The sequence below is a fragment of the Paenibacillus sp. J31R109 genome, assembly GCF_059692055.1.
Genome location: NZ_JCAUAR010000004.1, coordinates 182,984 through 197,311, shown reverse-complemented (window position 1 = coordinate 197,311; position 14,328 = coordinate 182,984). Strand labels below are relative to the sequence as shown.

At 46.3% G+C, this 14,328-nt stretch carries 6 protein-coding genes and 2 pseudogenes; 6 read left to right on the top strand and 2 right to left on the bottom strand.

All coding sequences use genetic code 11. From position 1 onward, the window contains the following. The first annotated feature begins 1 nt into the window (after nt 1). From AC58QT_RS13855 to AC58QT_RS13830, 6 genes and pseudogenes are all read left to right on the top strand, one after another. On the top strand, nt 2-1,621 hold the full coding sequence (locus tag AC58QT_RS13855; RefSeq protein ID WP_497409481.1) for a response regulator transcription factor: 1,620 nt from the start codon (nt 2-4) through the stop codon (nt 1,619-1,621). A gap of 87 nt (nt 1,622-1,708) precedes the next feature. Next, nucleotides 1,709-3,922, top strand: a complete 2,214-nt coding sequence (locus AC58QT_RS13850) for an FAD-dependent oxidoreductase (RefSeq protein ID WP_497409480.1) — start codon at nt 1,709-1,711, stop codon at nt 3,920-3,922. 20 nt (nt 3,923-3,942) lie between these two features. Next, nucleotides 3,943-5,151: an SGNH/GDSL hydrolase family protein gene (locus tag AC58QT_RS13845; protein ID WP_497409479.1), complete on the top strand. Its 1,209-nt coding sequence runs from the start codon at nt 3,943-3,945 to the stop codon at nt 5,149-5,151. 315 nt (nt 5,152-5,466) lie between these two features. After that, a pseudogene (locus tag AC58QT_RS13840) lies at nt 5,467-10,386 on the top strand (golvesin C-terminal-like domain-containing protein); the annotation flags it as partial. 117 nt (nt 10,387-10,503) lie between these two features. Next, nucleotides 10,504-11,073, top strand: a pseudogene (locus AC58QT_RS13835) (chitinase N-terminal domain-containing protein); the annotation flags it as partial. Between the two features lie 131 nt (nt 11,074-11,204). Further along, nucleotides 11,205-11,993, top strand: coding sequence for a class I SAM-dependent methyltransferase (locus AC58QT_RS13830; protein ID WP_497409478.1), 789 nt, complete (start codon nt 11,205-11,207; stop codon nt 11,991-11,993). Nucleotides 11,994-12,062: 69 nt separating this feature from the next. On the opposite strand, the gene AC58QT_RS13825 is transcribed toward AC58QT_RS13830, so the two are convergent. Together AC58QT_RS13825 and AC58QT_RS13820 are read right to left on the bottom strand one after the other, a co-directional pair. Beyond that, a complete protein-coding gene (locus AC58QT_RS13825) occupies nt 12,063-12,893 on the bottom strand; it encodes a WYL domain-containing protein (RefSeq protein WP_497409477.1) in 831 nt (276 codons plus the stop codon). Then, entirely contained in the window at nt 12,880-14,190 is a 1,311-nt protein-coding gene (locus tag AC58QT_RS13820) for a helix-turn-helix transcriptional regulator (protein ID WP_497409476.1), read from the bottom strand. The genes AC58QT_RS13825 and AC58QT_RS13820 overlap by 14 nt, the downstream gene beginning before the upstream one ends. Between the last annotated feature and the right edge of the window lie 138 nt (nt 14,191-14,328).

Below are 14,328 nucleotides of genomic sequence, written 5' to 3'. Positions count from 1 at the left end.
CGTGAGAGATTACACCTGCTTCATTGTCGACGATGAAGATCTCATCATTCAACGATTGGAATTATTTTTTAGCGAGCTCGCTCATAAGGAAAGGAAATTTCATTTAGTGGGCAAAGCGAATAACGGGCAGAAGGGGATCGAGGAGATCCTCAAGCTAAAGCCAGATATCGTCATCTCTGATATCGTTATGCCAAGAATGGATGGCATAGCCATGATTGAGCAGTTAAAGCCCGAGCTGCCTCATACGCAATTCATCCTTTTGACTGCCTATTCCACATTTGAATATGCACAGCGAGCTATTCATGCCAACGTATTGGAGTACATTGTGAAGGTCCCGTTGAATGAGGCAGATTTGGATAAAGCGTTGGGTAAAGCAGCCGGAAATCTGGATGAGTTTAAGAAAAAAGAAGAGGAATTTCAATCGTTAAACGTCTCCATTCTTGAAAATAAATACAGGGTCCGCAAGCAATTTTTTAACGAACTGATTAGAGGCGAAATACCTTCTCATCGCGTATCGAATTTTGCGGGTAGCATGGAGTCCCAGGTCTTTCAAGCTAACTACAGCTGCTTTATTGTTGAAATGAATTTGTATGAAAATTTTCGCAATGAATATTCGGCGGTTGACCAAAACATCTTAAAATATGCGATTACGAATGTCATCGAAGAAACGGTGATGAACTGTGGCAGGGGTGTAGCTACGGATCTATCCGATAATCGGTTTATTGGTTTTCTTGCTTGGGAAAATAATCGAAGTAGCATGGATACGGAGTATGCCTGCCAGACTTTGGGAATTCAGATCGTCTCCCATTTGCAGCAGTTTTTGAATCAAAGGGTATCTGTCGCTTTTGGGGGTCCGCATCGAGGTTGGGAATCCATCAAACAAGCGTATACCGAAGCTCGTAATGTGAGTGAGGACTTCTATTATCATGGGGAGAAAGTAGTCAAAACTCCTTCGCATCGCTTTCAATATCAAAATGACAGAAGAGTAGATTTTCAGCAGAAACTGACTGATTTTCTAGTATGGGTGCAAAGACAGGTTTCCAAAGAAGAGCTGGAGAAACAATTTGCTGATTTAAACCAATTTGCTTCCGATCATAAAATCCATAGGTCCATCATGGCTCCTATGCTTCGAGACTTGTACAGGGACATTGTTATGAAGTTTAAATCTGGGAACATACCAACCACGGAAATAGCCGAATTTCCTATTGAATTTATGGCATTTCGCGAGCAGTTAGCTTATATTAGCGACTTTACATTCGAATATGTGCACGCTGGCCAACTTGTACATCGGGCAGAAATCATGAGAGCTATGCGGTTTATAGAGAAAAACTTGAAACAACGTTTAACCCTGGAGGCTATCGCTGAGGATGTGAACTTAGCGCCATCGTATTTTAGCAGCCTTTTTAAGAAAACAATGAACGAAGGCGTAATTAGCTACATCAATCGTAAGAAAATCCAATTGTCGCTCGAGTTGTTGAAAGTACAGGATTATTCGATACTGGAACTGTGCGAGGAAGTGGGCATTGTCAATGAAGGGTATTTCTGCAAACTGTTCAAAGAATACACGGGTGATACACCTAAGCAATATCGGATCAAAATGACACGGTATGAATCTAAATAAACTATGAGTTTTTCTAGAAATCCTGTAAAAAAAACGGGCCTAAAAAGACTACCATGATAGATGTATCTTATCATGGAGGTAATCAAAATGGAGCTTATTAAAGCGGATGTAACTGTCGTCGGCGGGGGGATTGCGGGGATTTGTGCTGCGATTGCTGCTGCTCGTCAAGGGCTGCAAGTATCACTTATTAATGATCGACCAGTGCTTGGAGGAAATGCCAGCAGCGAGGTTAGGGTTCATATTAACGGGTCGGCTTATCTCGGTAAAAGTCCATCCTATTATGCGCGTGAGGGCGGGTTAGTGGAAGAACTCAAGTTGAAGATCTTTCACTATAATCCGTTATATAACAAAAAGCTTATGCTCTCCCTTTCGGATACGGTCTTGTTGGATATGGTTTATGCGGAGCCTAACATTGCGCTATTTCTGAATACATGTGTGCATGAAACAGGCATGGAGAACAGCAGAATCGCATGGGTGGAGGGTATTCAATTAGCTTCTGAAAGGAAGTTCCGTTTTGAAAGCCGAACCTACATCGATTGCTCTGGCGACGGGATTGTCGGCTATCAGGCAGGTGCTCACTTCCGATGGGGAAGAGAAGCGAAGCATGAATACGGGGAAGATTTGGCTCCAGAAGTAGCAGATCATTACACCATGGGGGATACGATTCTTTTCCAAGCCCGTGATGTAGAATATTCCGTTCCTTACAAGAGGCCCGGCTTTGCCTATGATATAACGAAGCTGCCTTTTTTTGAAAGTATCCGAAGGGGTTTGAACCATCGAGCTTTCCCTAGGAAAATCAATGGTCTTGGCGGATTGTGGTGGCTGGAGTACGGCGGGCATATGGATGTTATCGCCAACAATGAAGACATCGCACTGGAGCTGCGGAAATTGGTATACGGGATTTGGGATTATATCAAAAATAGCGGCGAATTTGATGATGTCGATAATCTTATCTTGGATTATGTGTGTCCCATTCCAGGCAAGCGCGAGTCGAGGCGGTTTATTGGCAATCACATGTTGTCTCAGAATGATTTGACCACAAAGCCGCATTTCGATGATGCTGTATCCGTGGGTGGCTGGTATATGGATTTACATGCAGCTAAGGGCATCTACGATGAAGGACCCGCTACAGCATGGAATTTCGTGCCTGGCCTGTACAATATTCCGTTCCGCAGTTTATTTTCGCAAAATATACCTAATCTCATGTTCGCTGGTCGCAACATAAGTGCTACCCATGTTGCTTTTGGTTCTACAAGGGTAATGGCAACCTGCGGTTGTATGGGGCAGGCCGTTGGAACGGCTGCTTCGTTATGCCTGAAATATGAGGTAGACCCCGCAGATATCGTCGAAAGGCATATGGGAGAGCTGCAAGCGTTGTTGCTTCGAGATGGGCAAACGATTGTAGGGCTTAAAGAGGAATTAGATCCGTATTTTGCTGATGGATTACGTGTAAGTGCCTCATCTCAGCGCAGCTATGACAATCTTCATCCGACCGAAGCGATTTCCTTGGCGCAAGGGGTATGTTTGGTTCTGCCGATTCAGACCGCTGTAGCGGAGAGTGTACAGATTAGAGTTAAAAATAGTTCCGAGCATGCAGAAACGCTGCATGTGAAATTGTTCGGCGGGGATCGGAAAGAAAACTATATGCCCACCAGCCAGTTGAAAGCGTACAGTGTGGATATCACTGCCGGTTATGACGATTGGATCACGCTGGACTTGGGGTGCGTGAAGCCAGCGGACGATAAAATATACATCGTACTGGAAGGTACGGCGAACCTTGCCGTATACGGTAATGAGGAGAAAATTACAGGAGCGGTCTCCTTCCATTATAGGCCGGAAGAGCCGTCCAGGCTGAAGAAGTTTAATAAGAGCATCTGCTTCAAGGATCTGCTGCCAGCGCAGGATATGTATAATCCTGACAATGTCGTCAATGGTTACTCCAGACCGTATGGTCTGCCGAACGGCTGGATTTCCGAACGTACAGAAGGACAGGAATGGTTGGAACTCTGTTTTGCAAGCCCTAAGAATCTCGATGAAATGCATCTCGTTTTCAATTCACAGTTGGATTTAGAGCATTTTGACGATCCGATCGAACCGCTCATGCAAGATTATGAAGTGACCTTGACCTTCGAAGATGGAACTGAGAGGGAAATGAGTATCCGTGGTAATTATCACACGTTGAATAAACATAAGGTTGATGCGAAAGGTGTAACTCGAATCCGAATTAATTGCTGCGCAACTTACGGTTCGCCTTATCATGAAGTGTTTGCTGTCAAATTGTTTGCACCTAAAAATGCTTAGTGAGGTCAGGTGAAGTCGTGATGCAGGAATTTTTCCCTCGAAGAGGGTTACCTAATGTCATTCAGAAGTTAGAAAACGGGGAAACGGTGACCATTGTCTATTTTGGCGGCAGTAATACCCGTTCTCAGGGATATAGGGTGATGACGGCGGACTGGCTGCGGGGGCAATATCCCGAGGCGGATATCCGCTGTGTAAATGCAGGAATTGACGGTACGGGATCGGATTTGGGATGTGCCCGTTTGGGGACGGATGTCCTGCGCCATCAGCCTGATCTCGTGTTTGTTGAATTTGTCGGTAACGATGGCGGAGTACCCGAGTCCAAGGCGCGGATCGAAGGCATTGTCCGTCAAATTCACAAACAGAGTCGGTTTACCGACATTCTATTCCTTTATACGCTGAAGGAGCGGGATGTGGCCGGATTTCAGTCTGGGGAATACCAGAAGGGAGCTCTTATGCAGGAGGAAGTGGCAGATTATTACGGTATCCCTTCGATTCATTTGGGCGTGGCGGTTAGTCAATTGGTGACGGAAGGCAAGCTCGTTTTCACTGCAAAGGCAGGAGAGTCCTTTCCCGGGGCTATTGTTTTTACGCATGATGCGATCCATCCACTAATCCCTGAAGGACATCAGATTTACACGGATACGATCACTCGGTCCTTTGAGCGGATTCGTGAACTTGGGGATAGTTCGGGAACTGTTGAACATAACCTGCCAGAGGAACCGCTGGTTCCGGCCAATCCGTGGGAGTACGCTGCTATGCGGCCGCTGGAAGGGCATGCTCAATTATCTTCAGGATGGTCTTACGTGACGCCTGATGAATTTGAGCTAGCCCGCAAGTACGATTGGTTGTTTCCCGGCCTGTGGCGAGCAGTCGATCCTGGAGAGGCGATCACGGTGCAGTTCACAGGCACGCACATCGGGCTGTTCGATATCGGAGGACCTGATTCCGGTAGATTAAAGGTGACGGTGGATGGTGGGGAGCCCTTCCTTGTCGACCGATTCACAACCTACAATGATCATAATCGAAATCAGTTTGTTTACTTGCCAGAGCTTCCGAATGGGAGCCATACGGTTCGTTTTGAAATCGACTCCGAGAAGACAGACAAAGCGGCTGTGTTTGCGGCAGTCGGCAATGAGCGGAGCAGGCAGCATGTTCAGGAGCATCTGGATTGGTACGATCAAACGGTGATCCAGCTAGGGAAGTTGTTGTTGGTGCAGCCGCCACTATAAGGGAATCGATTCACTTCGTCACGTAGAGGATCCACAGCTGCACGTATAAGAGGCCGTCCTAAAGTAGACTCTTTTGCTTTTGGATGGCTTTATTGTTGTGTCTGGATGGGAGAACGTAAGGGACATTTCACTTAAAATCTTATAAGAAATTCTAGAAATTAAAGAAATTTCACGCTTAGGTTACATGCTATGCTAAAACGGACGGAGAAGATTTAGCCTGACAGATAGGGCTTATTGCTTCTTTCTCATCATTTCAATAAAGGAGGAAAATATTGTTTTGAAAGCGCTGTCAATAAATGGAAGGAAGTGAGTTATATGATAAAAAAGAAGCTGTTCTTAATCGTTTTGATGATGACGATGATAATGCCACTCAGCTTTTTTGGAAAAGGAATTGCTAGTGCAGATACCTTACCGTACAAGACAATCATCATCGATGACGGGAGCATCACGATTGATGGTGTTGTGACCCCTGATGCGGATAACATGAATAACGGATACTCGGCTCCGAATTGGACCACAAGTACCGGTGTGAAAGGGTATGCGAATTCCAGCTCCAAATATACAAGTACAGTAGGCAGGACGATATCGTGGAATCCACGATTAGACGCAGGCACGGCGAGAATATCATTTTACAAGCTAGATTGGGCGGATAAAGCAGATAGCAATGTGAAAATTGAAATTGTTCATAACGGCACGACGGATGTTCAATTTATAGATTTGAGACCTTCATTCGGGGCGCCTGTGGGATGGGTTGACCTAGGAGAGTTCTATTTTTCCGGGATTGGTGAAGAATACGTCAAATTAACTCGGTCGACCAGCAGCACCAGCACGATACTTACGCGAGCGGATGCAGTCAAGTTCGAAGGGAATATTCAGCAAAAAGAGCCTCATAAGACAATCATTATTGATAATGGCAGCATCACAACGGATGGTGTGGTCACTGTCGATGTGGATAACAAGATTAATGGATACTCCGCTCCATATTGGAGCACAAGTACAGGTGTGAAGGGGTACAACAATTCCAGTTCCAACTTTACAGATGCTGTAGGAAGAACGATCACATGGAATCCGCGGTTGGAAGCGGGAACAACGAAAATATCATTTTACAAGTTGGATTGGGCGGATAAAGCAGATAGTAATGTGAAAATTGAAATTGTGCATAATGGGATGACGGATGTCATGTTTATGGATCTAAGACCTTCATCAGGTCCCGCCGCGGGTTGGGTCGATTTGGGGAGCTATTATTTCAGCGGTGATGATACAGAGTTTGTTCGCCTGACGCGAACGCAACCTACGACGGGAACGATTATTACGCGTGCTGATGCGGTCAAGTTCGAAGGGAATATTCGGCAGCAAGCGCCACCGTTGCCTCCGCTGCGCAGCCGTACACTGGCGAATCTTAGTTATACGGAGAAAGGCAGTATTGAAAACACTAACTATAAGGCGACGTTCTATGAAGCCGCTTGGGATGGCGGCAAATCCATCGTTCGTGATCTGTTCTACAAGGACGCGGGTACGGGGAACTGGGTACCTATCAATAATGTGGCAGAAAGACTGGAAGAACAATGGGTCTTATTGGATGGGAATGCGGGGAGTCGAACGAATTACTACGATACGATGAATACACGTTGGCTTACATTTGACGGGATTACTTTTCCGGATAGCCAGACTGCCGTATTGACCGATTCGTTGCATGGCAGCGATTACGATTTTCAGGTGAATTGGTCTATGTCAGGGGATAAACCGGATGTTTCTTACAACTTTACACCTCGTCGGAATGGCAACTATGTAATTGGCTATCAGTCTTTCACAACAGAGTCAGTCTCTGGTGTCAATGAAGTGTTAAATGGCTTCAGGTCGCATGCCAAAATGGTAGGTTCGGTCGAATCAACTAGCTTGCGTGAGCTAAGTGCTCCGATGAGTCTGGTTGAGAAAAATGACGGAGCGGGAAATGCACTGACGTATGGCGTATTTGTACCATCAGAGCAGCTTCCGGTTGAGTTTGAACCGACAGGAGGTGTCTCCCAGCAGCGGCTTGGGATGAGTCTTGTGAATAATGAAGGCAGTGTACAGCCGATTCTTTATGCGCCACAACTAGGGACGTATTCGCAAATGACTGCGGAAAGCACGTATCAGTTCCATATAGGCTTAATCGCTCAGAAAAGCAAACTGTATGATGCTTACGAGGATATTCTCCGCACGGAATACGAATATATGGCATATCGGGAAAATGTGGCCGATCATTCGCTTACTGACGCGATGTTCAATATGATCGATCTGCTCAAGATAGAGCCGCAGGGGGACGATTCTGTTAATTATGTCCCTTCGCCAAGCGGGTGGTGGAGTAGGGCCAAGGGCTTCATTGATATCGAGAATGAGGATAGTGTACGAACTACATCGAATGCGGCTTTGCTTGGAGCTTATTATTTGACCGGAGACGACCAGCTTTACGATAGTAGGGCGTTGCCGTTGATCCAGTACGGGGTATCACGTAATGGTATCGGCTGGTCGCCGACACAGAAGCCTGTATACAGCGTGCCCTCATTATGGAAAATGGCAACCTTGCCGTTCGATTTTTCAAGTGTAGCTGCTGTTAATCAAATGCTGGGCACTTCGGCAGGCATTGGGGCGCTGGGTCAGGAAGAGTACCTTGTGCGAGATCCTGAGCAGAAGGATAGAGGGCCGGTCATTCAACCCCTTATGATGTATCGCATGACAGGTGATGCCCAGTATCTACAAGATGCTAAGGATGCAGCCGACAGCTATATCGCTCAAAATATCGATATACCTGCAACCACGAATGTGAGTAAAAATGAGTTTATCTATTATTATAGCAAGCTGTGGATGGAGATCTTGGAGCTGTATGAGGAAACGCAAGATCCTAAATACTTGAATGCTGCATACAAGGAAGCCAAGCAGTACGCCACGATGTTCGTGGCTCGTCCGGTTCCCGAAAGCACTGTGACGATTCCACAGCCGGAGACGTATAATTACGCGGAGTCGTTCCACTGGCCGGAAAGTGGGAAATACGACTATCCTAGAAACAAACTTCCTGAAGATGTAGCTGGAGGCGTACAAGCGGAAAGTTGGCTTGTTTCACCCAATGGGTTGACGTTTGAAGCGGGGAGTACAACCGGCTATTACCGGATGAATGCGCAGGAGGCTCCGTTTATGCTGAGGTTGTCGCTCTATACCGGCGATAAACTACTGCAAGATATCGCTCATAATGCGGTTATCGGGCGCTATTCTAACTATCCAGGGTATTACTATAAGGGCTTCGCCGTAAGTCAACTGGAGCCGGATTTTCCACTGGAAGGTCCAAGCGGAGCTACATCCATCTATTATCACCATATGCCGGCGCAGCTCGGACAAACGATGGACTATTTGATTACCGAACAATCGCTGAAATCGAATGGGAGTATTACGTTCCCTTCCGTATTTGAAACGAATTTCTTATGGTTCAAATATCACCTCTATGGGAATAAACCAGGCCAATTTTACGGCAATTCCAACGTGTGGCTCTGGATGCCGAAGGGGATTATTGAGACTAACCACCCACAACTGAACTGGATAACGGGAGAAAGCGGAAATAAATTCTACATCAGTTTAAGTAACGAATCGACATCTGAGGTACAGACTCCGATCCAATTGAATGCGCAAATGATCGGGTTCAACCCAGCGCAAGATTATAACGTCACCATCATCCGCGATAACGGGACACCACAGCAAGCGGTTATGAGTGGTGGAGTCATTCAGGCAACAGTTTCGGCCAAGGGAATAACAGCCATCATCGTGGAAGGACTCGACATTGATGTGCCGCTGCACCAGGTTCGAACAGCCGATACATCGGATGCAAGCTATTTCTTCGATGTGCACAGTCCAATCGATGCTGTGAAAGGCATGCTCATCGTCAAGCCAGATGAAACGTCCTACGATGCTTACGTGGAGGCCAAAACGACAAAGCCAGCGACAATCCATTACTCCTTGGATGGCGGCGCCACCTACACGACTGTTCCAGATACAATTTATCCGATGGAATGGTCGATACGGGTAAATGATTTATCAAAGACTTTCACCTACTATGTGGAATCGGACGGCAAACAGACTCGCAAGCGGACGCTATATCTAGCTGATCACGTTGCAGCAACGCCGGTTCAACCGGAATGGCAGGGTGGCTCATCCATCATTGTTGATAATACGGAGGCGGATACAGAAGGCGTCTGGATACGAGATACCACCGCCAATGACTACTACTACGATAACTACGTGTATGCCAAATCGACCACGGGCACAGCAACAAGTACAATGAAATGGCAGCCAGAGCTGCCAGAGAGTGTTACTTATAGCGTGTATTACAAGTTACCGCAAATAACAGCCACAAGCGAAAATTGGGCAACCAATGCTTCCTTTACCGTGTATTATAGCGGTGGCTCGGAGACGGTTACCGTTGATCAGACAACGGCCAGTGGGGCGTGGGTGTTCCTAGGCGCTTATCCTTTTGCAGCAGGGGATAGTGGGTATGTCGAATTAACGAATAAGGCTAACAAGTCAAGGGTAGTTGCCGATGCCATGATGTGGGTAGACCCGAATAGGACACTGCAATTGGAGTCCGTGGTCATCCAATCAGATCGGGACGAACTGCAAATGACGCAAGCGGCTCAACTGAGTGTAACCGGCTATTTGGACAACGGATTGATCGGTGATTTGACACAGGCAAACGTGCAGTATTTTGTTGATAGAACCGATCTGGCTACAGTGGACAGCAACGGTTTGGTGACCCTTCAAAGCTTGGATGGTGTAACCGATCACATCGAGGTGTGGGCCACGGTAACGTTGGATGGAGTTACCTTATCAACACCACATTTGACCATAGCGATCAGGGATCTGACGGTTATCGTCGACAGCACGAATACGGCAGGGTTATACACGACAGAAGGATCTTGGAGCCAGAGCAATTTAGCTGGTTACAAAATTGGCGTGAAATCCCGTTACTCAACCGTTCAAGGATCGTCGGCGACATGGAAAGCTCAGTTTCCAGAGGGGAGATATACGGTTTCTATCTACAAGCTCGTCCATACAACGGCCAACGATAATCATGTCAAAGTCGAAGTGAAGCATCAGTCGGTGACTGAGGTCACGTATCTCGATGCGACAGTCGGCTCGTCGGGCTGGGTTAATCTTGGTACGTTCGATTTTACAGGAGACGGCAGCGAGTATGTTCGTTTGACTAGGGAGACTGCGACTACCGTAGATCCGCCAACCCTTCCTGCGGATATGATTTATACGAGGGCTGATGCCGTTAAGTTCGAGCGGCAGTCGTTTAGCTCAGCACTTGCCAACAACGTACTCGCACCAGCTAAACCGATACTATCGGATAACAATGTTGTTACGACAGGCTTGCAGGATGGAAATTACGAGATTACGATGAATATGTGGTGGGGGAATAATGGATCACTGTATAAGTTGTACGAGAATGGCCAGCTGATCCAAACGAGTCCACTGGCCGATGCATCGCCAGCAGCCCAGACTTCCATGATTCCGATTCAAGGTAAGCCCAACGGAACCTATGTGTATACATGTGAGTTATCGAATTCGTTTGGGAAGACTGCGTGTGATCCACACACCGTCACAGTAGTTGAAGCGAATCCCGGAAAACCTGTGTTGTCCAGTGACAACTGGGATCAAGATGGGAACTATACCATTACCGCGAATATGTGGTGGGGGACGAACGCGGTAGCGTATCGCTTATACGAAAATGGTGAACTTATTGAGACGCAAGCTTTATCTTCACACACACCCAGTGCGCAATCAGCAACGACACACATTTCTGGGAAAGCTCCTGGCGGTTATCAGTATCGTGGCGAGTTTATGAATGAAAGTGGAACAACGGTAAGTGATGTTATACAAATTATTGTAAAATAATGCTTAGAGCTGAGTGGATGAGCACGATCCATTCGGCTCTTTTATTTTTTGAAAAGAAAATATTGACAATAAAAAAGTAAATGGTATTATATACCATCTGGAGTAATTAAATAAGTCTGGGAGGTATGTCATTGCAAAAACAACTCTCTACTGCGAACAAAATGGCATGGGAAACGAAAGCGTATCAAGCATGGGTTCAACATTTTGGAACACCAGAAGAACTTGCAGCGGAATTGAAACTAGAACACAAACATCATTTGCGTTACTGGCTAAAGTATATGGGTGATCCAGCAGGAAAGCGTGTTCTTAACCTTCTAGGCTCACACGGTAGAAAGGCAATTTCTCTGGCATTGTTAGGTGCGGAAGTGACCGTGGTGGACATATCGGAAGAAAATCGGTTGTACGCGATGCAGGTTGCTGCAGCTACTGGAGTTCAAATTGATTATATCTGCTCGGATGCTTTGGATATCCCCAACGAAGAAACGCTAGGCCAATTTGACATCGTGTTGATGGAGTTTGGTGTTTTGCATTATTTTACAGATCTCCATGCTATTTTCAGCGTGGTTCAACGTAGACTATGGAACAAGGGCCGGTTTATTTTGACCGACTTTCATCCTTTTGCACGGGCATGGCTGAATACATATAACCTGCCAGAGCCAACTGGCAACTATTTTGATGATCGCATTAAGGAAGGACAAGTGGCGTTTGCTAAGCTGCTTCCCGAGGAAGAACGTTCTGAGCTGCGTAATGTGTTAGTACGAAGCTGGACTGTCGGTGAGATAATAACTGCGATTAGTGCAGCGGGACTATACATTCGAACATTTGAAGAGATCGCAAGTAAAGCAGATCCAAGATTTCCCGAGTTCTATACGCTAATAGCTGATCGAATCGATGTGGAGTTATCTCCGCTATATCCTTGAGAGGCTATTCCATAAGGTCTAAATTGACTTTTGAGATGGCCTCGCCGTTATCCCTATCATCCGCAGGTTTTATATAGCTCCCTCCTTGTCCTCGTCGACCGAGCTTACTCCGTAACGCGCCAAAGCCTTTGTCGCCGACTCCAGCATACGTCTTTTTAAAAAATCTCCCTCAACGACCCGGACACGCTTTCCGAGAAACCGGATCTTCGAAAGCAGATACTCCGTTTCGTCCCCAAGAATAGTTACCCTGACTCTATAGATATCATTCTCGGTATCATAGGCAACGTCTTTTTCAAAACTGGAAAGGGCATATAGAATACGCGACAGCTCTCTATTGTAATCACGAACGACCTCAAGGACGGTTTCGCCTTTCCGAGCGTCTAGAGCCCTTTTGCTCTTCATCAGAATGCTATCTGCATCCTCTGTTTTCAATGCCTCAGCGGTGACACTTATAATCTTATCTAATTTAGTGCGCATGATTGTGTGATGCCGAAAATCATACCAAAGCAGGTACCATTCTCTTTTGACCATGGAATATTCTAATTTATAGGGAAGCCCAGATTGGTCTGATTGCATGCGTCCGCTTTTAATCTCATAGGTTAAGCGTATTCCAGTTCTCTCCGAAATAAGCCTGCGTAAAACCCGCAAAAGGGGGTGGTAAACTTGTTTCTCCCTACTGCGGGCTTTTTCAAGGAGGTGATCCGAGGTGTCCATAACCTGATCTTGACTTAGGATCACGCGTAGTTTATCCAACGTATCAGAAGTGAAAGCCTCATTAGCCGCAGGATGCCCAAGCATCGTCTTAAGCCATGCCCTCTCGTGCGAAGTGACCATGAACGTACCTGAATCCTCTAGCCGGGAAATAATTTGGTAATTAAAAATCTTCTCAAACAGATTCATAATAAGCTAGAATCTCCTTCCATTCGGCAATCATTTCTCTGCGGAATTGAGCAGGCTCGAGTATTTCACAGCTAGACCCGAAACTGCGCAGCCAAGGCTTAATTTCTGTCGTCCCGTTCACCACAATCTCATAGATAAAAGAGTGCTCATCCTCTTGCACGATTTGTCCCCATTGACCTTGTAGCATGACTCGCTCCCTAACAAAGTTAGGCGCCGAACCTTCTGGATTGTAAAATCGAGCACGAACCGTCACAGGCCGCCCCGTATCAATTAGCCAGCTATACTGAATTTTCTCCTGCAGCTCGTTCATCCTAGTCCCAAAAGCAACCTCGTCCACGGATTCATCCTCTTCGATCTGCGTTAACCCTTCTAAGCGATACTTGCGTACGCCTTCTCTGCCACTTCCGAGTAGATACCATCGCCCGTATTGATGATCATAGACCACTTTCAGCGGGATCGTTTTCTCCACTTTTCCGTTCGTATCCCGCTCGAATAGCGGATTGGTGTTCTTGGAGGCGTAGCTTTTTTCGGATTTCGGTGAAAAATAGAGGAATCGAACCTTGCGCCGGTTACGGATTGCACCAAGGAGCATGAACAAATGCGCTTCATCTAGGATTCTAGAATAATAGTGATATTTATATAAAAAAGGCTCAATCGCGTGCTTCTCCGCTTGTTGGCGAATAAAATGCTTCTTCAAGCCATCGCGCAGCAAATAACCCTGAACAGAAGGGACCTGCGTGTTCGCCATGACATCTACGAAATCATAGAGATCATAAAGCTCATCGTCCGTCAGTCCGTGGATCAAATCATTTTGGATACGGTAGCGATAGGGACGAGCACCTGCTTGTCTTGCAATGACACCAACTTCTTCCAAATACTTGAGGTCAGAACGAATGGTTTTCTCATCAGGCAAGGATAGATCGGACGATTGACTGGTACAACAGATGTCCAATAGTTCCATGGCTGTCAAAGCTCGTTCGTTCATGGCGGCTAAAAGCAACGAGATTCTCTGAGATTCAGATTCTTTCAGCGATTTGGCGCGAAACAAAAATAGCAACATCGGATCGGTGGACTCGTAATAGCTGAAGCGAATCGTTTCGGCGAACTCTTTGCGCTCCTCCTGCGGTAAGTGCTGATACGTCGAGCTAACGATCTCTTTTAACCGTCGAATCGTCTTGTCAAAGGTATGGATAGAAATGCCCAGTCGCTCTGAGAATTGCTGTCTATTGTAGGCGCCACTCGTCAACACGAGCATGCGAAGAAACTGGATTTCTTTATCAAAGCTTTCCTTAGCCACCCTACTCCTCCGTCCCATTTACATCGTATTACCATTGTAACAGGGGATGGAATTGGGCGAAATGGGAAACTTTCTCTGTTGTCGTAATACTTTCGCCATGTTCGATGGGATGAAAATGAGCGAAGATAGGTACATAAG

Coding starts and splice junctions, on each gene's coding strand:
- AC58QT_RS13850 (WP_497409480.1), top strand. CDS start 1,709: ATGGAGCTTATTAAAGCGGATGTAACTGTCGTCGGCGGGGGGATTGCG.
- AC58QT_RS13845 (WP_497409479.1), top strand. CDS start 3,943: ATGCAGGAATTTTTCCCTCGAAGAGGGTTACCTAATGTCATTCAGAAG.
- AC58QT_RS13825 (WP_497409477.1), bottom strand. CDS start 12,893: ATGAATCTGTTTGAGAAGATTTTTAATTACCAAATTATTTCCCGGCTA.